Origin of the sequence: Microbulbifer sp. SH-1 (assembly GCF_011326135.1) — a bacterium.
Taxonomy (GTDB): domain Bacteria; phylum Pseudomonadota; class Gammaproteobacteria; order Pseudomonadales; family Cellvibrionaceae; genus Microbulbifer; species Microbulbifer harenosus.
In genome coordinates this window covers 402,282-426,592 of sequence record NZ_CP046948.1, presented here as the reverse complement: position 1 = coordinate 426,592, position 24,311 = coordinate 402,282, and the positions used below count along the sequence as shown (strand labels likewise).

The window sequence follows — 24,311 nt, the reverse complement described above, 5'->3', positions numbered from 1 at the left end:
CCTGTTTGGTTCTATTCGTTACAGCGTAACCCGCAGGGTGAGTCCCCCGAGGTCCACATCACCGCGTTCCTGTGCGGGCATTATGGCAATCCTGCCGTGGTAACTCTCCACAATATCCACCACTACCGCAAGTCCGATGCCCTGCCCCTGCTGTTGCTGGTCGGCACGCACGCCGCGCTGGATTACCTGTTGCCATTGGACGTCCGTAAGCCCGGGACCATTGTCCGCCACCACGATTTCCAGCCCGCGCTGATCATCCGTGTTGGCGATTTTCGCCAGCAATTTTCCACCGCCGTATTTGTAGCCGTTGTCCAGCAGATTGCCGAGCATCTCCATCAGGTCGCCCTCGTCGCCGTAGAACAGCACCGAGTCGTCGCACAGCAGTTCTGCGTCCACGTGCTTTGTGCGGTAGACCTTGTCGAGAGCGGTGAGAATTTTTTCTGCAAGCGGCTTTACCGCCACCCCGCGCAGGATGGACTTGGGCGAGCTGGCGACGGCGCGCTTCAGCTGGTAGCTGATGATGCTGTCCATGCGCTGCACCTGCTCTGCCAGCGCAATCTGTGCGGATTGCGGATCGGCAGCCAGATCCATACCTTTCAGGACTGCCAGCGGCGTTTTCAGGCTGTGGGCGAGATCGCCGAGGGTGTGACGGGTTTTCTCCCGTTGGCGGCGCTCGTTCTCAATCAGCAGGTTGAGGTTGTCGGTAAGTGGCACCAGTTCCCGCGGGAAGTTGCCCTGCAGGGTATCACTGCCCCCCTGCTGCATGTCTTTCAGTGCGTGTGCCACGCGCCGCAGCGGCGCCAGCCCCCAGCGCAGCACCAACAGCTGCACCGCGATCAGCGCCAGTGCGCCGATACCGAGCCAGCGCCACAGGGTATCGCTGAACTGTTGCACCTGGGCGTGCAGCGGCGCCGCGTCCTCCAGAATCACAAAAGTGAACTGCAGCTCACTGTCGAGCCCCCAGGCAATGCCCTGGCGGAAACTGCTGAAGCGGGTGTCGAGCCCCGGCAACTGCAGCTCGGCAAACGCCTGCTGCCCCTGGCGCAGAGGCAATGGCAGCGGCATGGTGGAGAAGTTGGGCAGGCTGAGCGCGGACTGGGAGCGCCAGATCACCCGGCCGCGGGAGTCCATCACCGCGCCGATCAGGCCGGAATCCGGCTGGTTGAAGCGCTGTTCGGGCAGGTTGAACGGCAGGTGCAGACTGTCGCCGTCGGGCTCCGCGACTACTAGCAGGGTGTAGATATAAGCTTGCAGCTCGCGCACCTTGGCCTCGTCCAGTGAGGTGCGGTAGGCACGCTCAAGCACGCCGGAGAGCACCACCAGAAACACCAGCAGTACCAGCGTGGCCATCAGCGAGAGACGGCCAGAGAGAGAGTGCAGCCAGCGGGTCAGCAACGCATCAGCTCACAGCGGAAAAGCGGTAACCGCGCCCGCGCAGGGTTTCGATGGGTTTCACCCCGCCGGCAGCGTCGAGTTTTTTGCGCAGGCGGCCGATGAAGACCTCGATCACGTTACTGTCACGGTCGCAGTCCTGCTCGTAGATGTGCTCGGTGAGCGTGGTTTTCGACACCACTTCGTCCGGGTGCAGCATCAGGTACTCGAGCACCTTGTACTCGAACGAGGTAAGTTCCAGCTCACTGCCGGAGACCTTTACCCGCTGGGCGCTGGTGTCGAGTTCAATGGGGCCTGCGTTGATGGTTGGGGAGGAGAATCCCGCGGAGCGGCGCACCAAAGCGTTGAGGCGCGCCAGCAGCTCCTCGGTGTGAAACGGCTTGGTGAGATAGTCATCGCCGCCCGCTTCCAGACCTCGCACCCGCTCCTGCCAGTGGCCGCGGGCGGTGAGGATCAGGATGGGAAAATGACGGGACTCCTTGCGCAGGGTCTCGATCACGGCAATGCCGTCGATTTTAGGCAGGCCGAGGTCCATGACGGCCACGTCGTAGGGGTATTCACGCCCCAGGTACAGAGCCTCTTCGCCGTCCGGTGCTTCGTCCACGGTGTAACCGGCCTTGCGCAGGGAAGCGGCCAGCTGCTCCCGCAGGGCGAATTCATCTTCCACCAGCAGTGCGCGCATAAAAATTCCTCTGTTGCTATTGTGTGGAGCGTGAGTGCGGAGTGTGAGTCCGAGCGGCATTAGCCCGAAATCTGTCCGGTCTCTTTATCCACGTACACCACATAGACCTGACTTTTGTCGGAAAGCCCCTTAACCCGATACATGGTGCGACCGTTGCGCTGCACTTCGCTGATCGCCAGGATCTTGCCGCCGTAGCGGCGCTTCACCAGGGAGGCCGCCTGGTCGCGGGAGATGCCTTTGTTCTGCATGCGAATACTGGCCAACGGCTGTACTTTGCCAGCGTGGCGCTCCATCTGCACCCGCGGCAGCGGATTGCGCTCCCCCGGGTGTCCGCCAACCTGCACACCACCAACGGACGGCCCGGCGTACAACGGCGCGGCCAGTAGCGCCGCCAGCAGGCCGGTCACCAATAGCATCGCCGCTTTTACCTTTGAGGCTCTGGGGGTAGCGGGAAGTTTCACAATGCAGCTCCTGTTATTCCGAAAGCAATGACGTGTGAACGCCGGTCAGCATCCATCACAACACCGGCGTCACATCTACACGAACCCGGATTCTATCCCCAGGATGCTGGTTGGTGCGAATCAGATATGTCTGGCCGTTGTATTGGTAGTTGACGTCGTACCCCACCAGCTCGCGGCGGGTGTTGACCTGTTCCACCACCTGGCAGCGCTGCTCGGTACCGTACTGCACCGGCGCATTGTGGCTGTTGATGGCATTGCCGACCACCGCGCCCACCGCGGCGCCGGCTACCATCCCCGCGCCTTTATTGCCGCGGTGGTAGTGGCTGTGACGTCCCCAGCCATGGCGGTAACCCCGCGCCGCATCACGCCCGACCGCGGCACCGATCAGGCCGCCAATAATGGCGCCCGCAGGGGAAGGCTGGCGATAGGTGACGGTTTGATCCCAGCACTGGGTGCGGGGCTCAACCACCTGAATGTCGTTGTAGACCGGCGTGACGGCGGTGACGGTGGCGTAATCGTAGCCGTCGTGCGGATAGTAACCGCTATCGCCGGCGGCGGAATGAGCGCTGAGGCCCACCAGACAGGCGGTGAGGCCGACAAGGCCCAGCTGCTTGCAGAGATTGTGGATATTGACCATGTGACGTGCTCCCTGAGACCGAACCGGGTGGGTGGTTACCCATCTGGCATTGACCTTTTGACCTCTTGGCCTATGGGAGCACTTTAGGATGGGCAGGCTGAATCCTTCCTGAACTCGGGGAAGCTTTTCGACCACTGTGGAGCCTTCACTCCGGGAAAAGCGCGGCTCAGGCCGGCGCAACCTCTGCGCCATTTCCCAGCCAGCGCTGGGTCAGGGTGCCGGCGGTCATCGCCCCATTCACATTCAGCGCGGTGCGCGCCATGTCGATCAGCGGCTCGACGGAAATCAGCAGTGCGGCGATCTGTACCGGCAGCCCCATGGTAGGCAGTACCACCAATGCGGCAAAGGTAGCACCGCCGCCGACGCCGGCAATACCGAAGGAGCTGATTACAATCACCACCACCAGCGATGCCAGCCACATAGGGTCAAACACGTTGATCCCCATGGGCACCGCCACCATCACCGCGAGCATCGCCGGGTAAATGCCGGCGCAGCCGTTCTGGCCGATGGTGGCGCCGAAGGAGGCGGAAAAGTTGGCGATGGCCGGGGAGTTTTTCAGCTCGTCGATCTGGGTTTCCACATTCAGCGGAATGGTCGCCGCACTGGAGCGGGAACTGAAGGCAAACACCAGTACCGGCCATACCTTGGCGAAATAGTGCAGCGGGCTGATGCCGTTCACCAGCAACAGTAGCGCGTGCACCACAAACATCAGGGCAATGGCGACAAACGAGGCAGCAACAAAACTGAACAGATTGAAGATATCCGCCCAACTGGATTTGGCCACCAGCGCCGTCACCAACGCCATCACACCATAGGGCGTGAACGCCATGATCAGGCGCACCAGCTTCATGACCCAGACCTGGGCGATGGTGACAAACTGCTCGATGGCTGCCCCCTGCTGGGGATTTTCGCGGCGCACCGCCAGCGCCGCCAGCCCCAGCAGTACCGCGAAAATCACTACGGCAATCACTGATGTGTCGCGCTGGCCGGCGAGGTCCGCAAAAATATTGCGCGGGATAAACGAGGTGAGAATTTGCGGAAGGCTGAGATCGCTGACGCGGCCAATGCGCTCGTTCAGTACTTCGACCCGCGCGGCTTCGCGTGCGCCTTCCACCAGCCCTTCCGCCGACAGGCCGAACAGGTGGGCAATCACCACACCGACCAGCGCGGCGACGGCCGTGGTACCGAGCAGTACCGCCAGTACCGATACGCTGATCTTGCCAAGATCGCTGGTATGGCTGACCCTGACCACCGCCGAGAGAATACACACCAGCACCAGTGGCATCACCAGCAGGTGCAGCAGATTCACATAGCCCTCGCCCACCAGACTGATCCAGTCGAGCACAAATGGCAGGTTCACCCCCAGCCTTCCGCCAGATGCATGAAACCGCCAAACAACACCCCCAGCAGCAGACCGGCAAATACCGCCGGCGCCAGCGAATGGCGGCTGCGGTGCCAGCGCGCAAGAGGCCACATCAGGAGAAAGTAGAATGCGAGGAGAAGCAGTGCACTCAATTGCATTGGATTTGAGTCCGGATTTTCAGAATTTGCCGCCAGAAAACTGTCCGCATCCTAACAGCCGGCACCTTTCCCCCAAAAAGACACTTTGGTTATAGCGCTAGAAGTGAAATTCCAGCTTAGTGCGGCACAAGAAACCCTGCCGTGCTTTGCCGGCTCAGTTCTGCACTTGCGCGACGGCCTCCGCGAGCGATTGTGCCGTCTGTGGTCCCACCAGAGTCCGCCGCCACTGGCCGCTGGCATCGATGATAAAAGTAGACGGTAGCACCTGCGGCATGGCCTGGCCCCAGCGGCCTGCCGGAGCCTCTGCCAGCAGCGGAAATTCGATGGCAAATTTGTCCGCCTGTTGCTGTACCTGCTCGGCGGGCAGCTGATCGAAATTGATCCCGAGTACCAGCACCTTATCGCTGTGTTCGCGATAGAACGCATTCAACTCGGGAATCTCCTCGCGGCACGGCGCGCACCATTCGGCCCAGTAGTTCACCAGCAGGATCTTGCCCTCGGTGCGCAGCGGCTTGCCGTCGAGGGACTGCAGTCCGTCGCGGCCACTTTCACACCCGCCGAAAAAGGACGCGGCGAGTGCGAGTATCAGCACAAGGGAAAACTGTTTACGAGTTGGCGGTACGGCTCGAGGACTTGGCGCGGACATTGCGGCTGTTTCCTTTGCTGGCTGATTGGTTGTCTTTGTTGTTTTCTGGTGCCGGCAGCTCTTTGGTATCCGCCACCGGTTCCACGGACTTCTCCAGCATTTCCTTGGCCATGGACTCGCGAAACAGATCGCCGAGGCTCTGGGAGAGATGCTCGTGAGCGTAGTCCCGCGCCTCGCGAAAGCGAGCGTCCACTTCGCGAAACCAGGCGCGCGCCTGCAGTTCGCGGTGGCCACTCTCCGGCACCGGTGCAGGGTGCAGCCAGTCGACCATCTGTTCGAGGGTAATGGAATCCAGATCCCGCACCAGCACGTAGTCGTTGCGGTCGGTCTGCGCGATCACCTTGTGGGACTGCAGTATTTCGCGGATACGTCGCCACTGCACGGGGCGGATGCCCGCGCGGGAAATATCCTGCTCACTCACCGGCAGCCCCCTCTGGTAATTGCTGAAAAATTTCGACATCAGCGCCAGGGTCGCCACCAGATCTGAATAATTGCGGCCCTGCGCGGCGGCATGGTACACCGACAGCGTGCGCACCAGCACACAGCCCGCCAGCACGATCATCCACATGGTGTAGATCCAGATCAGAAACAGCGGCACAAACGCAAAGGCACCGTAAATCGCCTGCACCGAACTGCGCGACACGATGGCACCGAACACATACTTCGCCGCCTCGAACGCAACTGCGGTAATCACACCGCCGGCGAGCCCATGCTTCAGTCGCACCCGGCAATTGGGCACCGCCACAAACAGCAGAGTGAAAGCGACCGCAGTAAAGATGAACGGAAGCACCCGCAGCACAACGGGCAGCACGCCGAGACTGTCGTTCTGCGCGAGGACTTTCTGTGAGAACAGGTAGGTGGTGGCGGCCATACCGGCGCCGAGCAGAATCGGCCCCAGGCTCAGGATGGCCCAGTACAGCAGGAAACTGGAAACGCCTTTGCGCCCACGGGGGATATCCCAGATCGCGTTGAAGGTATTTTCGATGTTCTTCAGCATGAAGCCCGCAGTCAGCAGCAGTATCGCGATCCCGGCGCCGGTCAGCCGCTGGGCCTGCACGGAAAAATTGTTGATGTATTCCTGCACTTCGCGGCCACTCTCGGGCACGAAGTGGGAAAAAATCTGTTGCTGGATCCTGCTCTCGAGACCGGCGAAATCCGGGAACAGCGACAGCATGGCGTAGCTCACCGTTACCAGCGGCACGATGGCGAACAGGGTCATGTATGTGAGGGCGGCGGCGTTCTGTCGGCAATTCTTTTCGTTGAAAACCGTCCACAGGGAAAAAAAGAAGCGACGCCAGCGGTGCACCATTTCAGTCATGGGTCTTCTCAGTTTGTTATACGACTTGTTATACCAATTGTTATAAAGCGGCCACCGCCGGATTCTTCGCTGAATCCTGCGGGGAAAACCACGCAATTTGTGTAGAAAGTACGCCATACCTCAGCGTAGACGACCAACAGCAGGCTGTTAGAATACGCCAAACCGTAACAGGATGCCCTTTCGATGTGGACGATCTACCATAACCCCCGCTGTTCAAAATCCCGCCAAACCCTGCAACTGCTGCAGGACAACCAGATTGAACCGGAGGTGGTGCTCTACCTGGAAACCCCGCCGGATGCCGACACCCTGAAGACCCTGCTAAAAAAGCTCGGTATCCGTGCCCGCGACCTGCTGCGCAAAGGCGAAGACGCCTACAAGGAACTGAACCTCGGCGACACCAGCCTTGGGGACGATGCGCTGATCGCCGCCATGGCGGCAAATCCCAAACTTATCGAGCGCCCCATCGTGGTTAAAGGAAATACCGCGGTGCTCGGCCGCCCACCGGAAAATGTGCTGGAACTCATCTAATGTCGCCTGAGCCCTATGTACTCATTCTTTACTACAGCCGCAATGGCGCCACCGCCAAAATGGCGGCGGAGCTCGCTCGCGGCGTAGAAGAAGCCGGCCTGACCGCGCGTCTGCGCACTGTGCCGCCGGTTTCCCCGGACACCGAAGCCAGCCTGCCGCCAGTGCCCGACAGCGGCGCAACCTACTGCAGCGCCGAAGACCTGCGCCACTGCGCCGGCCTGCTGCTCGGCAGCCCCACCCGTTTCGGCAATATGGCCGCGCCTCTGCGCTACTTCCTCGACCAGACCAGTGACATGTGGCTCGACGGCAGCCTCACCGGCAAACCCGCGGCGGTCTTCACCGCCACCGGCAGTCTGCACGGCGGGCAGGAAAGCACCCTTATTTCGATGATGCTGCCACTGCTGCACCACGGCATGCTGATCGCCGGCATCCCTTACTCCGAAGCCGCACTCATGCACACCACCACCGGAGGCACCCCCTACGGTGCCTCCCACTGGGCGGGCAGTGGCACCAGTGACCTCAGCCGCGACGAAGTTGCCCTGTGCCGCGCCCTCGGTACCCGTGTCGCCGATCTGGCACAGAAACTCGGAGACTGAACGTGGCCAAACAACCCAAAACCATCGACATCGCGCAGGTCGCGCGCAAACTGGACATTGCCAGAAAACTCAACTGGATCTGCTACAGCGGTCTTCTGCTACTGTTCGCGGTGTGGAATCTCTTTCTGGACGGTTCCCTGAAATGGTGGCTGCTGCAGACTATCCCGCTATTGCTGGTATTGCCGGGTATGCTCAAACGCCGGCAGCGCAGCTATTTGTGGCTGTGCTTTATCCTGCTGCTGTACATCACCGCCGGAATCGTCGACGTAATGATGCCCACACGCGGTTGGCAGCATGGCGTACTTACCGCCCTCAGCCTTATCCTGTTTGTTTCCGCGATGATGGCCAGCCGCTGGCAAGTGCAGTTGCAAAATGCGAAAGCCCGGTAGCAGTACCGCCACAAGACTCAATGAAAATACAACAGACCGACAACAAGGAGTTCAGGTTTGACTGAATCAACACATCGCCGCGGCCCCATGCGCCGCTTTTTCGGTGCCATTGGCGGTGGCATCACCTGGTTGCGCCGGGTGTTTACCAACCTGTTGTTCCTGTTGCTGTTGCTGTTTATCGGCATCGCCATCTTCGGCGGTGAAGAGCGTATCACCGTTCCCCAGGGCGGCGCCCTCAAAGTCGCACCCGGCGGCTATCTTGTGGACGAGCTAAGCCAGCCCAGCGGCGTGCCCGCCTTCCTCGGCGGTCCATCCACCCCACCGGAAACCCGCGTCAAAGACCTGGTCGACGCCATCGACCACGCCGCCAACGACAACCGTATCGCCGCACTGGTCCTGGAACTCGACTATCTGGGTGGAGCCAGCCTCAGCAAGCTCGAAGAAGTCGGCGAAGCCGTCCTGCGCTTCAAGGCCAGCGAGAAGCCGGTCTACGCCATTGGCGACAACTTCACCCAGGGCCAGTACTTCCTCGCCAGCTATGCCGACAAGGTCTACATGAACCCCATGGGCTCGCTGTTGCTGACGGGGTTCGGCAGCTACCGCAACTACTTCAAGAGCGCCCTGGACAAGCTGAAGATCAACTTCCATGTCTTCCGCGTGGGCGACTACAAGGATTTCATCGAGCCTTACACCCGCGACGACATGTCCCCCGCCTCGCGGGAAAACAACAGCCGCTGGCTGCACCAGCTGTGGACCGAGTACACCGAGCAGGTGACCGGCCTGCGCAACCTGCCGCCGGAGTCCATCGACAACTACATCGCCGACCTGCCCTCGCTTATGCGCGCGGAAGGTGGCAGCTGGGCGGACGCTGCACTCGCCAACAAATTCGTCGATAAGCTGCTCACCCGCCGCGCCGCCGTCGCCGAGGTGCAGGAGCTGGTGGGTGTGAGCGAAGCCGACAAAACCCAGTACAAATCCATCGACGCCATGAATTACCTGCGTCACACCAAACTGGCGAACCTGCCGGACCCACGCAAGCAAAGCGACAAGATCGGCCTGATCAGTGCCGCCGGCGCCATCGTGGATGGCGAAGCGCCCGCCGGGCAGATCGGCAGCGACACCCTGGGCAAGCTGATTGCCGAAGCGCGCGAGAAAAAAGTGAAAGCGCTGGTATTGCGCATCGATAGCCCCGGCGGCTCCGCCTTCGCCTCCGAGGCCATTCGCCAGGAACTGCTCGCCACCCGCGAGGCAGGCATCCCGGTGATCATTTCCATGGGCAGCGTGGCGGCCTCCGGCGGCTACTGGATTTCCGCCGGCGGCGATCGCATCTGGGCATCGCCTTCCACGATTACCGGTTCCATCGGTGTGTTCGGCGCTTTCCCCACGTTCGAGGAATCTCTCGAACATCTGGGTATCTTTAATGACGGCGTCGGTACTACCGAACTCGCGGGCACTATGCGCATCGACCGCGCGCTGCCGGAAACCGCTGCCGACATTCTGCAACAGGGGGTGGAACACACCTATGCGCAGTTCCTGCGCCTGGTGGCGGAAGCCCGCAACAGCACCCCGCAGGAAATCCACAAGATCGCCCAGGGCCAGGTATGGACCGGGCGCATGGCGCACGAACTGGGGCTGGTGGACGAGCTTGGTAACTTGCAGGACGCCATTGCCGACGCCGCGCAGATCGCCAACCTGGAAAAATACGAGGTGCTGGAAATCCAGCGCGAACTGACCCCGAGTGAAAAGCTGATGCGCGCGCTGGCAGAGAATGTGGACGCGAGAATCGCCGCCAGCGTGGAGCAGAATCTGCCGCTGGGCGCATGGCTAAGCAGCCTGCAACCTGCGCTGCAACCCTTTGCAGAACTGAAAACCTTCCGGGATCCGCGGGCACTGTATGTGCGCTGCATGAGCTGCGTCGCACCCTGATCCCATCCAATTTGCACCCGCTGCCGCCATCAGCGCCGGCGGGTGCACAATTACCTCCCCCCTCTTTCACACTCCCGTAACCGATGATCCGGAACGTAGACCGATTCACTTACGGTTCAGACGGCGATTGATAGTATTCACGCCAGTTAGATAAGTAACCGTGACCGGAAACCAACAATGAAAGCACTCTCCACTGCCATCGCCGCCCTGCTGTGCGGCAGTCTGTCCATGTCACTGTACGCCGATCCCCCCGAGGGCCGCGGCTGGAAGAAACACGACAAGCACCACAAACATGAACACAAGGAAGAGTTCTGGGATGGCAACTGCAAGGTAGAGCGCAAGTGGAATAGCAAGGGCGACTACAAAGAGGAGCGCACCTGCCGGGCGCCACGCTATGCCGACCACCACCATCACCACGACCGACAGCCGCGCGTCGTGGTTCTGCCCCCCTGGTTCAACCAGCAGGCCCCGGAACCGGAATACCGCCCGGAATGGCGCCCGACAACGCAAACCTCCGGCACCGGCTGTAACAGCAACAAGGTTGGCAGCGTACTCGGCGGACTCATCGGCGGCGTGATTGGCCATCAGATCGGCGACGGCCGCGGCAATACCGCGGCGACTATCGGCGGCGCCATTGCCGGCGTACTGATCGGCGGCGAAGTCGGTCGCCGCATGGACCAGCGCAACCAGGCCTGCCTCGCGCAGGCACTGGAGTTTGCACCGGAGGGGGAAACGATCAGCTGGCAGAACGCGCAGGGCGGCGAGAATTACACCGTCATCCCCGGCGCCGTGGAACAGCGCGGTGACCAGTACTGCCGCTCCTTCACCGCCGCTTACGCTGCCAGCGGAGATTCCCGCAGCTCCCAGGGAGTCGCCTGCCGACGCCAGGACGGAACCTGGGTTCGCGCCAACTGATCCCTGATCCATGCCGCCGGCCCTGCGCCGACGGCACGGATTTGCCCATTTATCACCCAGTAGACCGCCCCCCAAAACGGTGCACCAGATTGGTTCGCCGACCGCATCCCGCCCTGACAACATCCCCACACTGAAGCACGAAAGCAAAAATCCGACGCCAATCCTCCCGCCGCAGGCACCGCTGTGGCTCACTTTCCCGCGACTGGCACTATTTTTGGATTACCCCAGGATAACGACGCACAATTTCGCGGCGTCGACGATGAACCAACGCGCGGATAAGAATGACGCAAGCACAACAGTCTCAGGCGCAGTGGCTGATCGCCACCGACCTGGACGGCACCCTGCTCGATCACTACACCTATTCCCACAGCGCGGCGGACAGTACGCTGCGACAACTGGAAGCGGCCGGTATTCCGGTTATTTTGAACAGCAGCAAAACCCGCGATGAGATGCTCAACCTGCGGCAGTCCCTGCACAACCGCCACCCGTTCATTGTCGAAAACGGCTCGGCGATTTTTATTCCCCTGGGCTATTTCCCGCACAAGCCGGAACTCGCTGATGAAAACTCCGGCTACTGGGTACTCGAGCCCGGGGCACCGCGACGTCGCATCCTCGAATTCATTCGCATGGACAGCGAGCAGCACGGTGCGCCCTATCTGAATTTTGCCGCCGCGACGCCGGCGGACATTGTTGCCGCCACCGGCCTCACATACGCGCAGGCGGAAAAAGCCAACCGGCGCGACTACTCCGAGCCGCTGCTGTGGCAAGGGAACGAGTCGCAGAAGCGCGCATTTATCGCCCGCGCCAACGCCGCCGGATTTTCCACCCTGCAGGGCGGACGCTTCCTGCATGTGCTCGGCCAGACCGACAAGGGCGCGGCCACGACCTTGCTGAAAAACATCTATCAGCGCTACAGCGAGCGCGCGTACCGGCTGATTGCCAGCGGCGACGGTCCCAACGATCTCGACATGCTGAAGGCGGCGGATATCGCTGTCCTGGTGCGCTCCCCGGCCCACCCGCCGCCGCAGCTGACCGGGCACCCGGACCTCATCGTCAGCCGCAACACCGGCCCACAGGGTTGGGCGGAAGCGATTCAGCACATCCTCTCCCGCCGGGCTCAGATTCCGAAATAACGCACGCAAAATAGGAAGCACAACGTGACCGACTTTTTTCAGAATGGCGACATCACGACCCTGCACAACCTGTCCAACCGCAGCCTGGAGGATATGGAGTCTGACCTCCTGCGATTCTCACAGCAGCGCCCCATGTCACTGCTACTGCCTTCGCTTTACTCGGAGCTGAAAGGCGAAGCACTGCCGCGTATCCTCGAAATTCTCGCCGAGGTGCCCTACCTGTCCGAGATTGTGATCGGTCTCGACCGCGCCGACGAATCCCAGTACCGCGACGCGCTCAAACAGTTCAGCGTGCTGCCGCAGCATGTACGTGTGCTGTGGAACGATGGCCCCCGCCTGCGCGAACTGGACGCACAACTGCAGCGCGACGGGCTCGCGCCCAAGGAGGCCGGCAAAGGCCGCAACGTGTGGTACTGCCTGGGTTACATTCTGGCGTCGCGCCGCGGCGAGGCCATCGCCCTGCACGACTGCGACATCGTCACTTATGACCGCATGATGCTGGCGCGACTGTTCTATCCGGTAGCCAATCCCAACTTCAACTACGAATTCTGCAAGGGGTTTTACTCCCGCGTGGCCAACGGCAAGATCAACGGCCGCGTCTGCCGCCTGCTGGTCACGCCGCTGATCCGCACCCTGAAAAAAATCTACGGGCACACCGCGTATCTCGAATACATGGACAGTTTCCGCTATTCCCTGGCCGGGGAATTCTCCTTCCGCCGCGACGTAATCAACGATCTGCGCATTCCCAGTGACTGGGGGCTTGAGATCGGCGTACTGTCGGAAATGCACCGCAATTACTCCACCAATCGCCTGTGCCAGGTGGACATTGCCCATGCATACGACCACAAGCATCAGGATGTGTCCTTCGACGACGAACACGGCGGACTGTCGAAAATGTCCATCGACATCGCCAAGTCCTTTTTCCGCAAACTGGCCACCCAGGGCACGGTGTTCTCTTCGGAAACCTTCCGCAGTATCAAGGCCACCTATTTCCGGGTCGCGCTGGATTTCGTCGAGACCTATCGCAACGACGCCATCATCAATGGCCTGAATTTTGATATTCACAAGGAAGAGCAAACGGTGGAGCTGTTTGCCAGCAATCTGGTGAAGGCCGGCCAGGCGTTTCTGGAAAACCCGATGGAAACACCGTTTATTCCCAGTTGGAACCGCATCACCAGCGCGGAGCCCGGCTTTCTGCAACAACTGGTGCATGCGGTAGAGGCCGACTACGAGGAATTCAACAGCTGACGCTTCCGTATCAATCACCGTAGAACAAGAACAGAGTTGGACCAGGGGGGACCATGAACAACAGCAACACGCATTTGCCAATCCGGGAAGTGCTGCACCAGAAGGTGGTGGACCATCTCCGCTTCATCTACCCGCAGATGGAAGTGGAACCCATTGCCCATGAGCTGACCCGTCTGATGCGCCTCGACGAAGACTGCCAGCACCCGCTCGCGCACAAGAATCTGTGGGACCAGACGGATATCGCGGTCATCACCTACGGCAACAGCATCCTGAGTGACAACCGGCCGCCGCTGAAGACCCTGCACCACTTTCTGCAGGCGCACTTCCCCATGCTGATCAACACCGTGCACATCCTGCCGTTTTTCCCCTATACCAGTGACGATGGCTTTGCGGTCTCCGCCTACAAGCAGGTGGACCCGGCACTGGGAGACTGGAGCGATATCCTGCGCATCAGCACTGACTTTCACCTGATGGCGGATCTCGTTATCAACCACTGCTCGGCACAGCACGACTGGTTTATCAACTACCAGCAGGGTGCAGACCCCGGCAGCGATTTCTTTGTGGAGGTAGACCCGGATGAAGATCTCAGCAAGGTGGTGCGCCCGCGGGTGACGCCGCTGCTGCGCGCCACCACCACCCCAACGGGCACCAAACATGTGTGGTGTACCTTCGGCCACGACCAGATCGACCTCAATTTCGCCAACCCGAAGGTACTGGCAAAAATCGTCGATATCATCCGCCTCTATCTGGACATGGGCGTACGGATTTTTCGTCTGGATGCGGTGGCGTTTATCTGGAAAAAACTCGGCACCAACTGCCTGAACCTGGAGGAGACCCACGAGATCGTGCGCCTGCTGCGCACGCTGATCGAACACGCCAACCCCAACGCGGTGATTATTACCGAGACCAATATTCCCAACCGGGAAAACCTCTCGTATTTCGGCAACGCCAACGAAGCGCACTGTATTTACAACTTCTCGCTGCCGCCGCTGCTGGTCAACACTCTGGTGACCGGTAACTGCCGCTACCTGAAGAACTGGCTGATGAGCATGCCGCCAGCCCAGAACGGCACCACCTATTTCAATTTCATCGCCTCCCACGACGGTATCGGCCTGCGCCCGGTAGAAGGCTTACTGGATGACAGTGAGCAGGAAGCGCTGATCCAGACCATGGAAAATTTCGGTGGACAGATTTCCTGGCGCGCGCTGGACGACGGCAGCAGCAAACCGTACGAAATCAATATTTCACTGATTGACGCGTTGAAGGGCACCACCGCAGGGGAAGACGATTGGCAGCTGCCGCGGTTTATCTGCGCGCACGCGATCATGCTCGCACTGGAGGGGATTCCGGCGTTTTACCTGCACAGTCTGGTGGGTACCACCAACGATTACGAGCGCATGAAAGAACACGGCCACAACCGCGCCATCAACCGCCGCCAGTGGCAGGAACTGGAATTGAATAAGAAACTGGCGGACCCGGACAGCCACCACCACCGGGTTTTCCACCAGCTGCGCCGGCTGATCCAGCTGCGCCGCGAGCAGCCCGCCTTTCACCCCAACGCCACCCAGTTCACCCTGCATCTGGGGGATCAGATTTTCGCTTTCTGGCGCCAGAGTCAGGACCGCCGCCAGAGCATATTCTGTCTCAACAATATCTCCGACCAGACGCAGACAGTGTCACTCAATGCCATCAATCTGATCGGCACGGATCAGTGGAAAGACCTCGTCAGCAACGCGGTGTTCGACGATATGCTGGCGACAGTGACGCTCGATCCTTACCAGACGATGTGGATCAGTAATCGGTGGTGAGAGAGAAAAAAAGTTTAGTGGCGGTGACGTTACCGGGGACAGCTTTGCGAGACACGCCGTGAACCCATCCATGGGGGCTCTTCCGCGAGGTCCCTCTCGCGGAAGGTCTCGCAAAGCTGTCCCCGCTATCGCCACCTTCTCGGAAAGTATTCCGAAATTAAAAGGCCTGAGAATTTAGTCGGGGTGTTCCTCGTCGATGCTTTCGGCGGACTTTACCCAGTGGCCGTTTCTCAGGGTCACTTCGAAGCGCGCCCAGCGGCGGAAGTCGTCGCGCAGGCAGATTCCGGTATCGTAGGAACCGTCACCCGCCAGCACCTTGTAGATCACCCGATCCTGCACCGGCGGCGGCTCCATGGATTCGTCCACCACCTGGCGCACGCTCCACAAGCGCCCCAGTTTGCCATTGCTGTAACAGCGCCCCGCGATGATTTCTTTCGGGTGCACCACATTGCGCTCCGCATGCTGTTTGGCGAGTTCAAGCAGCTCCGTCAAACCCTCTGCGGTGATGTCCACAAAGGAGTCCTGCTCCTGGATGGCCGCGGCAAAATCTTCCTGGGTGATTTCCGTTTCCCGGTCGGAGGGTTCTGCGGTGACGACCGGCTTTGCGCGTCGGCCCAGATGCACCGGGTAACGCCGCCAGGAAAACAGGCTGTTGAACAGCACCGCCACCAACAGGATCAACAGCACATTGGTGAAAATCGGCACCAGTAGAAAATTGAACCCCAGCTGGTACACCGCATCGCCACCGGTCACCGCGGTGAGTGCAGTGGCGCCACCGGGTGGATGGATACATCGCAGGTAGTACATGGCGGCCACCGCACTGCCAACGGCAACGCCGGCGGCCAGGGTCTGGTGAGCGATCAGTTTGTGGCAGATCACACCGATCAACGCGGAAATCAGGTGCCCGCCCACCAGTGCCCAAGGCTGCGACAAGGCGCCGTGGGGCACCGCGAACAGCAGCACGGCGCTGGCGCCCATGGAGGCGATGATGAAAAAACTGGTGGATATGTCGATCAGCCCCGCGCTCAGGGCGCGCTGGGTGGCCCAGAACACACAGGCAATCGCCAGTGCCGCACCCAGCGCGGAGATAAGTTTTTCGCGGTGGCTGGTGTTGTTTCTCTCGATGCCGAGATAAGCGCGAAGCTCGTGAAAAAAGCCCAAGTAATCCCCCATAAAACCGGTTCTTTTACGCTGTCGCGCCGGGCGCAGCCACCCTGCCCCAGCGCACTTCATTGCCCGCCGCCGGCAACGCCGGAATATTCTGGGCCAGCAGCAGTGAGCCCGCGGCCATGGCCGCGCCACACCAGAACACCGCCGCCGGCGATACCAGCCACATCAGGCCGAACGCCACCGGGATAATCACCGCGGCGATGTGGTTGATGGTGAAGCTCACGGCGGCCGATGAAGCGATGTCCCGCTCGTCGACAATTTTCTGAAAATAGGTCTTGATGGCGATGGCCATAGAGAAGAACAAATGGTCGATGATGTAGAGCACCGCCGCGGCGGTGGCGGTTTCCACCAATGCGTAACCGCCGAACACCACAATCAGGCCGATATATTCCACCGTCAGCGCGCGGCGCTCGCCAAAGCGCACGATAAAGCGGCCGATCTTCGGCGCCAGGTACAGGTTCAACAGGTGGTTGGCAATAAACAGCTGCGCCACTTCAGCCACGCTGTAGCCGAACTTTTCCACCATCAGGAAGCCCGCAAACACCACAAAAATCTGGCGGCGCGCGCCGCTCATAAAGGTGAGCGCATAATACAGCCAGTAGCGTTTGCGCAGGATGATTTTCTTGTGCTGTACATGGGGTTGCGGAAACGCCGGAAATGCCAACCACAGCGCAGCCACCAGCAACACGGTAAGCCCGCCGCCGATCAGGTAGATCCAGGTGTAATCCAGCTGCAGTTTTTCCGCCGCAAGCCACACCAGGCCATAGGCCGCGAGCGACGCAAAGGAACCCGCGGCCATGATCCGCCCGAGCCAGATCGCCGAGGTCTCCTTCGGCAACCACTGCAGCGCCAGTGAGGTTTTCAGCGCTTCGTAGTAATGGAACCCCACGGACATCAGCAGCGTGGTGCACAACAGCCCAAGAGTGGAGGGAAAGAACCCGGTAATCGCCACCCCGGCGCCCGTCGCAATCAGTGAGATAAACGCGAGGCGCTGCTCCCGCACCAGCAGCAGTACGAACACCACGGTAAAGGCGAGAAAGCCCGGGATTTCCCGCACGCTCTGCAGCAGTCCGATTTCCGCTCCCGTGAACTGCGCGCGCTCGATCACGAAATTGTTCAGCAGCGCCTGCCACACACCGAAAGACAGCGGCATGGCGAGTGCCAGTAACAGCAACAGGATTTCAGGGCGGCGCCATTGGAGGGGCTTCAGCATGGTTTGAGGCTCGTCCTAGGGTTGTGAGTGGGGGTCGTGTTCTGTGGGAGAGTCGCGGTGCAGCGTCAGTCCGCGCAGTGCGCCGCTGTACCAGGCCAGTGCAAAGGCGATGAGGCTGAAGATCCCCGCCCACAACAGAGTGGTGAGCGGCGCGGAAAATTCGCTGATGGCGCCGGCGGCCAGCGCGCCGATGGCGGCGGAGCCGAACAGGGACAACTGGTAGATGGAAATGATGCGGCTGCGCACCTGCTCTGGCGCCAGCAGCTGGACAATGGCACGCCCAAGCCCGGCGGAGGCCGCGGCCACCGCCCCCCAGCAGGCGCACAGCAACATCAGGCCGAAGGGCGTGGGGCCAAAACTGATGGCAATCAACAGCGCCGCGCTGTAGAGCAGGCACATCAGCACACCGCGCCCGGGCTGGTCCCCCTGCCCCCGCCGCAGCATGGCGACGGTGGCAATCACGGTACCCACCACAAACGCGATCTGCAGGCTCGCGTAGTAGCTGGCGCCGCGGCCGTAACTGTCTGCCATCAGCGGCAGCACTACCAGGAATACGCCGATATGCACCAGGCCGTTGAAACCCACCAGCAAAACCAGCTCAAGGATCGCACGGCTTTTTTTCACTTCCGCAAATCCCTCCAGCAGTGCCGAGGGCAGTTTCTGTGCAATGGATTCCGGCGCGGGGCCGTGATGCCGGATGGAGATGAATAACAGCGCGGCGATGGCGAGGGCGCCCACCTGAATCAACAGCAGCGGCTCCGCGCCCCAGAGGTCGAAGCGACTCGCCAGCAGCATGCCCACCGCCTGCCCGCCGTACTGGGCCAGCATCATCCAGGTAACCGTGTGCTGGACCCGGGCCTCGCTTAGTCTGGCAGTGCCATCTTGCGGTGTGCGCGCACAGCGATGCACCAGATTGTCCCGCGCCGGCTGCAGGAAGGCGGTGAAGATACCCAGGCTGACACCATAGGCGAGCAACAGCACCAGGTTCGGTAACCGCTCCAGCAGATATATGGCCAGCAGCGCGTGGCATAACGCCAGCCCCACGCAGGACAGCGCCGCCACCCGCGCCGCGTCGAAACGGTCGGCGAGCGCACCGCCAAACAACAGGAACACAAGGTTCGGCAGCAGTACCGAGGCCTGCACCCAACCCAGCTGCAGGGCCGGCAGCTCCACCAGGGAAACCGCAATCCACGGCAGCAGAATCACCTGCAGGCCGGTGGCCAGGGAAGTGCCGCTGTAGCCGAAAAGAAAAGTTCGCAGTCTTGCCGCCAGTGCGGGAAATGCCATTACAGAATCCGGGATCGGGTTTACACGCTACGCCGGTGCAGCGTTTCGGGCTGCTAGGGAGCCGCCCGAGGGGGCGCTATTGTCACACAGATTGCACGCTTGTGGGGCGGGCCCGTCGCCGCGGCCAGAAGCCCCGCAGCAAGCGTCGCAACTGCCGTTCTGCCGCCGCACTGCTGCCACTATCACCATAGGCAGCGCGCTCGTAGGCCAGGGTGATCTGGCGGGCCATGGGGCCGAGCCGCGGTACCTCTCGCTCGATGCGACGGGCGTAATCCCCCGGCGCCTCGCCGGGATTGCGCGCAAAGCCCGCGCGCGCCATACGCCGGCAAAAGCGCAAATAGAGTCGGCTGACCGTGGGCAACGCAGGCCCCCGGCTGCTGAGATGCAACCACAGCAGCAGGGCCGCCAGTGCCAGTAATACAGGCAACCCCAGCAACAGCGCCAGGCGCAGGGGCGATACCTCTCCGAGCAGCCGCGTCAGCAGGCCGTCCTGACGCTCCCGGTCAAAACTCACCACGGTCTGGTACCAGCGGTAGTTGATCATGTCCCACTGCAGGCGCAAGCGGGTGACCAGGGCGATCTTGTGCAGGGGCAGCAGTGCGTCCTGCATGAACTCCTCGGCCGCGGCGGTCTGCAACCCGTCGCGGATACGCTCCGGCGCCACCGCGGCGGTGGGGTCAACGCGCACCCAGCCGCGGCCCGGCAGCCAGATTTCCGCCCAGGCATGGGCGTCGTACTGGCGCACCAGTAGATATTCCTGCTGTTCCACCCACTCGCCACCCTGGTAGCCGGCCACCACCCGCGCGGGCACGCCGGCGGCGCGCATGGTGAACACGTAACTGCTGGCGAAGTGCTCACAGAAGCCCTGGCGGGTACTGAACAGAAATTCGTCCACGCTGTCGCGGCCCAGTGCCGGCGGGCGCAGGGTATAGGTGAAGTTGCGGTGATACAGATCCAGCAGCGCCGTGGAGATCTGCTCGGCACCCATGCCCTCCGCGAGCCGCGCCTGAGCCCAGGCCCGCGCCTCCGGGTTACCGGAACCGGGCAGCTGCAGATGGCGGCGCTCCTCGGCGGCACTCAGCGGTTCATCGCGGGCGAGGCTCTCCCGAGGCCAGGAACGCACGTCGTAGGCGAGACGACTGGCAACCGGCATACGGTACACCAGGGTGTCGTCGCCGGTGGCGCTGACACCCTCGGTTTCCGAATGCGGTCGCGCCAGTGAAAACAGCCAGGGGCTGTGACTCGCCTCCTGGATTACCTGATAGCGGTAGCGCGGGCCCACCGCCGGTAGTGTCTGCTCACTTTCTGCCGCGCCCGACACCCCCTGAGACCGACCACGTCCCCGACGCCAGCTGGCGTAATACTGTTCCAGATCCGGCTCGCTCCAGCGGCGGCCGTCGAAGTGGGTGTACACCAACCCGCGCCAGTAACGCTGCTCCGGTGGCGGCAGCGGGCCATCAAAGGAAATGCGCAGGGCGGGCTTGTCCGACTTGGACAGCTCGCTGAAATCCCCCGGGCTCATAGAGTCGCTGATACCGGTAGAGGCCTTGGCACTGTTCTGCGGCACCGCCCACAGCGGGCCGAGGCGCGGCATCACCACAAACAGGAGCAGCATCACCGGCACCGCCTGTGCCAGCAGTTTCGCCGATAATCCCAGCGCCCGCCCGGGCCGCGCGCTGCCCTTCCCCTGCTGTGCCGCCAACGCCGCGGTGATCAACACCACGCACAGCATGCCGTAGAGGGCGTAGGGAATGGTCTGCTCAAATACAAACAGGGTGGCGGCAAGGAAATACGCCAGCATCAGGCTCAGCAACGCATCGCGCCGGCTGACCAGTTCGATGTTTTTCAGGGTGAACGACACCGCCAGCAGCGCCACCATCGGTTCCAGCGCAAACCAGCGCCGGTAAGTGAACACCAGCCCCAGAACCGCCAGGGACACCGCCAGCAGTTTCACCAGCCGCCCGGGTATCTCGCGGCGTCCGCGGTACACCTCGAGCCGCCAGTAGACTGCAACCGTCCAGGCGCCCAGCAGCCACAGGGGCAAATGGGCGAAGTGTGGCAGCAGCACCGCCAATTGCGCGGCGAAAATCCACAGCAGGCTCTCGCGCGGCAACAGCGTCTGCAGCTGGCTGTGACCGTGAGGATTTGCGGAGCCCTGAATCACGCACGCACTCCCTGCACCGGGAACAGCGCCAGCAGGCCCAGCAGATACGTTTTGTGCGCACTGCCAAGTGCCGGTGCGACCGTCTGCCCCGGCAGGCGCAGGCCGTAGGGAACCTGGGCGCGCTCGGCGTCGAGAATCCAGGCACAGAGGTTGCTGAGACGGGTCTCCACGTCGCGCCCGGCCAGCAGATCCCAATCGAGCCACAGACGCGCGTCGCTGCCCGAGGCGTACTCCTTGCTGTACAGGTCGCGGCCACCGGCGTACTGCTTCCAGGCCACATGGCGCAGGGAATCGCCGGGTTGATAGTGCTTGAGGCCGGCGAAGTCGTCGCCACTCTGGGTGCGTGCCAGCTCGCGCTCGCCGTCGCCGGCACTGGCGCCAAGCGGCAGTGGCCCGGCGGATTTTGGTTGCGGATAGACCAGGAATTCCACATCCAGATCCACCCAGCTCCAGCAGCGGAACAGACCGAGGGGGAAACGGCTCTCTACCAGGATGCGCGGCGCGCGCACCCGACCGCGTTGCACCAGTGGCAGGTCCAAGCGAATCTCGCGGCCATCGCGCCCCTCGGTGACATCGACGAGCAGGCCCTCTTCCGGGGGCCATGCGAGCCGCACCCGTTCGTGGAAACGCTTGCCGCTTTTATGGAGCCGAATCCGCGCCTGGCCGTAGTCACCGGCGAAGGTGGGTTCGGCTTCCACCAACTGCAATTTCAGCCCGGAGAGATTGGCAAAGGTGTGCACCGGCAACACCACAAACAAACCCACCAGCAGGAAGGTGAGCGCAAACACCAGATTGTTTTCGTAGTTGGTGCCGAGCAGCCACAGCAACGCGATCACCAGCACGAAGCCCATACCCGCGAGGCTGGGAATCACGAACAATTTGCGGTGATTGAGGGTGACACTGTTGGCGGCTGGCGCGCGGCGACCCAGCCAGCGCTGCCAGTGCTTATGGAACAGGCGCCGGGGCTGGTCGCCGCTGTTTGAGGTTTCGCGATTGGCCGATAATTTCCCGAGCACGCTGCGTTCGCCCTAAGTTCATCTCCGCCGGGGTCAGGCGGCGATGATGTCCACCTGGTGCATCATGCGCTCCACCAACTGCGCACCGTCACCGCCATCGGTCTGCAGGCGGTGGCCGGCGACCGCCGGCAACACGGCCTGCAAATCTTCCGGCAACAGGTGGCCGCGGTTGTGGATCAGCGCCCAGGCGCGGGCGGCATGCAGCAGCGCCAGTGCACCGCGCGGTGACAGGCCGACGGCGCACTCCGGGCTGTGGCGGCTGTGTTGCACCAGTCGCTCGAGATAATCGAGCAGTGAATCCGAGGCCTTTACCTGCCCCACCAGCGACTGCAGTTTTTTCAGACCTTCGCTGTTGATGCGCGGTTTGAGTTGGGCCAACTGAGCGCGCGGGTCTACACCCTGAAACAGTGCCCGCTCGGCTTCGCGGGTGGGGTAACCGAGGCTGATGCGCATGAGAAAGCGGTCGAGCTGGGATTCCGGCAGCACGAAGGTGCCGGACTGCTGCAGCGGGTTCTGGGTGGCGATGACGAAGAAGGGTTCCGGCAGCGGTCGGGTCTCGCCGTCGATACTGACCTGGCGCTCTTCCATAGCCTCCAACAGGGCACTTTGGGTTTTGGGAGAACTGCGGTTGATTTCATCGGCGAGCAACAGCTGGCTAAACACGGGGCCTTCGTGGAAACGGAACTGCCCGGATTCGCGCTCGAAGATGCTGACGCCGAGGATGTCGGCGGGGAGCATGTCACTGGTAAACTGAACCCGTTTGTAGGAAAGGCCGAGAACCTGCGCGAGTGCGTGGGCGAGGGTTGTCTTGCCCATACCCGGCAGGTCTTCAATCAGCAGATGCCCGCGCGCCAGTAGACAGGCCAGCGCGAGTTTTACCTGATGTTCCTTGCCCAGCAGGACTTTGCCGATATCGGCGACAATGGCGGAGATGATTTTTTGCACGGCAAATCCATTACTGCTCGGTTTTTCTTCACTAGCCACTAATGATAGGCCCGCAGTGAGCGGGCACTATCCAGCAAGTCACATTTCGCGCCATTGTGACCGCTTTATGCGAGTGACGACAAGCCTCGCGTCAGATCCCCTTTCAGGTCCTCGACATTTTCCAGACCGACAGAGATGCGAATCAGGTTTTCGGTGATGCCCGCCTTCGCCTTTTCCTCTTCGCTCAGACGACCGTGGGTGGTGGTGGCCGGGTGCACGATGGTGCTCTTCGCGTCACCGAGATTGGCGGTAACGGAAAAGATTTTGCACGCGTCGATCACCTTCCACGCCGCCTCGCGCCCACCTTTGACGGTAAAGCTGAACACCGCGCCGAAACCACTCTGCTGGGCAGCGGCGAGCTGGTGATTGGGATGGCTGGGAAGACCCGCGTAATTGACCTTTTCCACTTGCGGCTGCTCCTTCAACCACCAGGCAATATCCAGCGCACTGTTGCAGTGGGCACGCATGCGCAGGTTGAGGGTTTCGAGGCCTTTGAGGAAAACCCAGGCATTGAACGGACTCATGCTCGGCCCGCAGGTGCGCAGGAAGATGACGACTTCGTCCATCACCTCTTTCCTGCCCACCACCACACCGCCCACACAGCGGCCCTGGCCATCGAGGAATTTGGTGGCGGAATGCACGACGATGTCAGCACCGAGTTCCAGCGGGCGTTGCAGCGCGGGGGTACAGAAACAGTTGTCTACCACCAGCTGCGCGCCGGCGCTGTGGGCGAGATCCGCCATGGCGCGGATGTCGGCGACTTCGCACAGGGGGTTGGACGGGGTCTCCATAAACAGCAGCTTGGTGTCGCCATCCAACGCATCCTTCCACGCCTGCAGGTCGGTGAGGTCGACGAAGCTGACCTTGACGCCAAACTTGACCATATAGCGGGTAAACAGCGCTGTGGTGGTGCCGAACACACTGCGGGAACAGATGACTTTGTCACCGCTTTTCAGCAGCGCCATGCACAGGCTCAGGATGGCGGCCATGCCGCTGGACGTGGCTACTGCGGCCTCCCCGCCTTCCATCGCGGCGATGCGCTGTTCGAACATGCGCACGGTGGGGTTGGTGTAGCGCGAGTAGACGTTGCCGGGGGATTCCCCGGAGAAACGCGCGGCGGCTTCTGCCGCGGAGGGAAAGACGTAACTGGAGGTGGTGTAGATCGGCTCTGAGTGCTCGCCTTCCGCCGACCGGCTCTGGCCTGCACGTACCGCCAACGTTTCCAGTGCGTAGCCGTCGTCTTCAAACATGGATTAACCGTCCCGGGTTGGTGTGAT

23 protein-coding genes are annotated in these 24,311 nt (G+C 61.6%); 8 read left to right on the top strand and 15 right to left on the bottom strand.

All coding sequences use genetic code 11. The features are described 5' to 3' along the window. Positions 1-18: 18 nt before the first annotated feature. The 8 genes from GNX18_RS01855 to GNX18_RS01825 all read right to left on the bottom strand — a co-directional run bounded on the left by GNX18_RS01855 (position 19) and on the right by GNX18_RS01825 (position 6,657). Positions 19-1,395, bottom strand: a complete 1,377-nt coding sequence (locus GNX18_RS01855) for an ATP-binding protein (protein ID WP_240914161.1) — start codon at positions 1,393-1,395, stop codon at positions 19-21. 4 nt (positions 1,396-1,399) lie between these two features. Further along, positions 1,400-2,074, bottom strand: coding sequence for a response regulator transcription factor (locus GNX18_RS01850; RefSeq protein WP_138236447.1), 675 nt, complete (start codon positions 2,072-2,074; stop codon positions 1,400-1,402). 59 nt (positions 2,075-2,133) lie between these two features. Continuing rightward, the gene (locus tag GNX18_RS01845) at positions 2,134-2,535 is read right to left on the bottom strand and encodes a PepSY domain-containing protein (protein ID WP_138236446.1); all 402 of its coding nucleotides are present in this window, start codon (positions 2,533-2,535) and stop codon (positions 2,134-2,136) included. Between the two features lie 55 nt (positions 2,536-2,590). Continuing rightward, positions 2,591-3,172, bottom strand: a complete 582-nt coding sequence (locus GNX18_RS01840) for a glycine zipper 2TM domain-containing protein (RefSeq protein ID WP_166215091.1) — start codon at positions 3,170-3,172, stop codon at positions 2,591-2,593. Between the two features lie 166 nt (positions 3,173-3,338). Continuing rightward, complete coding sequence (locus tag GNX18_RS01835; RefSeq protein ID WP_240914159.1) at positions 3,339-4,532, bottom strand: L-cystine transporter; 1,194 nt, start codon at positions 4,530-4,532, stop codon at positions 3,339-3,341. After that, a complete protein-coding gene (locus GNX18_RS19530) occupies positions 4,529-4,693 on the bottom strand; it encodes a hypothetical protein (protein ID WP_240914158.1) in 165 nt (54 codons plus the stop codon). The genes GNX18_RS01835 and GNX18_RS19530 overlap by 4 nt, the downstream gene beginning before the upstream one ends. Positions 4,694-4,847: 154 nt before the next feature. Then, positions 4,848-5,285 (bottom strand): TlpA disulfide reductase family protein, encoded by a 438-nt coding sequence (locus GNX18_RS01830; protein WP_166215089.1) that lies wholly within the window; start codon positions 5,283-5,285, stop codon positions 4,848-4,850. A gap of 13 nt (positions 5,286-5,298) precedes the next feature. Beyond that, positions 5,299-6,657 (bottom strand): YihY family inner membrane protein, encoded by a 1,359-nt coding sequence (locus GNX18_RS01825; protein ID WP_166215087.1) that lies wholly within the window; start codon positions 6,655-6,657, stop codon positions 5,299-5,301. Between the two features lie 183 nt (positions 6,658-6,840). Here GNX18_RS01825 and arsC point away from each other — a divergent pair, with 183 nt between their 5' ends. From arsC to GNX18_RS01785, 8 genes are all read left to right on the top strand, one after another. After that, positions 6,841-7,185: an arsenate reductase (glutaredoxin) gene (gene arsC / locus GNX18_RS01820; protein ID WP_138236441.1), complete on the top strand. Its 345-nt coding sequence runs from the start codon at positions 6,841-6,843 to the stop codon at positions 7,183-7,185. Beyond that, positions 7,185-7,781 (top strand): NAD(P)H:quinone oxidoreductase, encoded by a 597-nt coding sequence (gene wrbA / locus GNX18_RS01815; protein ID WP_166215085.1) that lies wholly within the window; start codon positions 7,185-7,187, stop codon positions 7,779-7,781. Before arsC ends, wrbA begins: the two co-directional genes overlap by 1 nt. Positions 7,782-7,783: 2 nt before the next feature. Then, entirely contained in the window at positions 7,784-8,170 is a 387-nt protein-coding gene (locus GNX18_RS01810) for a DUF2069 domain-containing protein (RefSeq protein ID WP_240914157.1), read from the top strand. A 57-nt stretch (positions 8,171-8,227) separates the two neighbouring features. Then, positions 8,228-10,096, top strand: coding sequence for a signal peptide peptidase SppA (gene sppA, locus GNX18_RS01805; RefSeq protein WP_166215083.1), 1,869 nt, complete (start codon positions 8,228-8,230; stop codon positions 10,094-10,096). Between the two features lie 177 nt (positions 10,097-10,273). After that, positions 10,274-11,011, top strand: coding sequence for an RT0821/Lpp0805 family surface protein (locus tag GNX18_RS01800; protein WP_166215081.1), 738 nt, complete (start codon positions 10,274-10,276; stop codon positions 11,009-11,011). Between the two features lie 281 nt (positions 11,012-11,292). After that, positions 11,293-12,144, top strand: coding sequence for a mannosyl-3-phosphoglycerate phosphatase (locus GNX18_RS01795; protein WP_166215079.1), 852 nt, complete (start codon positions 11,293-11,295; stop codon positions 12,142-12,144). A 24-nt stretch (positions 12,145-12,168) separates the two neighbouring features. After that, positions 12,169-13,392, top strand: coding sequence for a glycosyl transferase (locus GNX18_RS01790; RefSeq protein ID WP_166215077.1), 1,224 nt, complete (start codon positions 12,169-12,171; stop codon positions 13,390-13,392). A 53-nt stretch (positions 13,393-13,445) separates the two neighbouring features. Then, positions 13,446-15,200 (top strand): sugar phosphorylase, encoded by a 1,755-nt coding sequence (locus GNX18_RS01785; RefSeq protein WP_166215075.1) that lies wholly within the window; start codon positions 13,446-13,448, stop codon positions 15,198-15,200. 174 nt (positions 15,201-15,374) lie between these two features. On the opposite strand, the gene GNX18_RS01780 is transcribed toward GNX18_RS01785, so the two are convergent. The 7 genes from GNX18_RS01780 to GNX18_RS01750 all read right to left on the bottom strand — a co-directional run bounded on the left by GNX18_RS01780 (position 15,375) and on the right by GNX18_RS01750 (position 24,284). After that, on the bottom strand, positions 15,375-16,373 hold the full coding sequence (locus tag GNX18_RS01780) for an HPP family protein (protein ID WP_138236434.1): 999 nt from the start codon (positions 16,371-16,373) through the stop codon (positions 15,375-15,377). A 13-nt stretch (positions 16,374-16,386) separates the two neighbouring features. Then, positions 16,387-17,583, bottom strand: a complete 1,197-nt coding sequence (locus GNX18_RS01775; RefSeq protein WP_166215074.1) for an MFS transporter — start codon at positions 17,581-17,583, stop codon at positions 16,387-16,389. A 15-nt stretch (positions 17,584-17,598) separates the two neighbouring features. Continuing rightward, positions 17,599-18,870 carry an MFS transporter gene (locus tag GNX18_RS01770; RefSeq protein ID WP_166215072.1) on the bottom strand — a complete coding sequence of 424 codons (1,272 nt, stop codon included), beginning with the start codon at positions 18,868-18,870 and terminating at the stop codon, positions 17,599-17,601. An 82-nt stretch (positions 18,871-18,952) separates the two neighbouring features. Further along, a complete protein-coding gene (locus GNX18_RS01765; RefSeq protein WP_240914156.1) occupies positions 18,953-21,034 on the bottom strand; it encodes a DUF3488 and transglutaminase-like domain-containing protein in 2,082 nt (693 codons plus the stop codon). Continuing rightward, on the bottom strand, positions 21,031-22,050 hold the full coding sequence (locus tag GNX18_RS01760) for a DUF58 domain-containing protein (RefSeq protein WP_166215070.1): 1,020 nt from the start codon (positions 22,048-22,050) through the stop codon (positions 21,031-21,033). Before GNX18_RS01760 ends, GNX18_RS01765 begins: the two co-directional genes overlap by 4 nt. A 33-nt stretch (positions 22,051-22,083) precedes the next feature. After that, positions 22,084-22,995, bottom strand: a complete 912-nt coding sequence (locus GNX18_RS01755) for a MoxR family ATPase (protein WP_138236430.1) — start codon at positions 22,993-22,995, stop codon at positions 22,084-22,086. 104 nt (positions 22,996-23,099) lie between these two features. Then, positions 23,100-24,284 (bottom strand): O-succinylhomoserine sulfhydrylase, encoded by a 1,185-nt coding sequence (locus GNX18_RS01750; protein ID WP_138236429.1) that lies wholly within the window; start codon positions 24,282-24,284, stop codon positions 23,100-23,102. Positions 24,285-24,311: the final 27 nt, after the last annotated feature.

Bases quoted from the DNA above. Each gene is read 5' to 3' on its own strand.
- GNX18_RS01840 (WP_166215091.1), bottom strand. From the start codon at position 3,172: ATGGTCAATATCCACAATCTCTGCAAGCAGCTGGGCCTTGTCGGCCTC.
- GNX18_RS01850 (WP_138236447.1), bottom strand. From the start codon at position 2,074: ATGCGCGCACTGCTGGTGGAAGATGAATTCGCCCTGCGGGAGCAGCTG.
- GNX18_RS01800 (WP_166215081.1), top strand. From the start codon at position 10,274: ATGAAAGCACTCTCCACTGCCATCGCCGCCCTGCTGTGCGGCAGTCTG.
- GNX18_RS01775 (WP_166215074.1), bottom strand. From the start codon at position 17,583: ATGCTGAAGCCCCTCCAATGGCGCCGCCCTGAAATCCTGTTGCTGTTA.
- wrbA (WP_166215085.1), top strand. From the start codon at position 7,185: ATGTCGCCTGAGCCCTATGTACTCATTCTTTACTACAGCCGCAATGGC.
- GNX18_RS01750 (WP_138236429.1), bottom strand. From the start codon at position 24,284: ATGTTTGAAGACGACGGCTACGCACTGGAAACGTTGGCGGTACGTGCA.
- GNX18_RS01770 (WP_166215072.1), bottom strand. From the start codon at position 18,870: ATGGCATTTCCCGCACTGGCGGCAAGACTGCGAACTTTTCTTTTCGGC.
- GNX18_RS01795 (WP_166215079.1), top strand. From the start codon at position 11,293: ATGACGCAAGCACAACAGTCTCAGGCGCAGTGGCTGATCGCCACCGAC.
- GNX18_RS01780 (WP_138236434.1), bottom strand. From the start codon at position 16,373: ATGGGGGATTACTTGGGCTTTTTTCACGAGCTTCGCGCTTATCTCGGC.
- GNX18_RS01825 (WP_166215087.1), bottom strand. From the start codon at position 6,657: ATGACTGAAATGGTGCACCGCTGGCGTCGCTTCTTTTTTTCCCTGTGG.
- GNX18_RS01785 (WP_166215075.1), top strand. From the start codon at position 13,446: ATGAACAACAGCAACACGCATTTGCCAATCCGGGAAGTGCTGCACCAG.
- arsC (WP_138236441.1), top strand. From the start codon at position 6,841: ATGTGGACGATCTACCATAACCCCCGCTGTTCAAAATCCCGCCAAACC.
- GNX18_RS19530 (WP_240914158.1), bottom strand. From the start codon at position 4,693: ATGCAATTGAGTGCACTGCTTCTCCTCGCATTCTACTTTCTCCTGATG.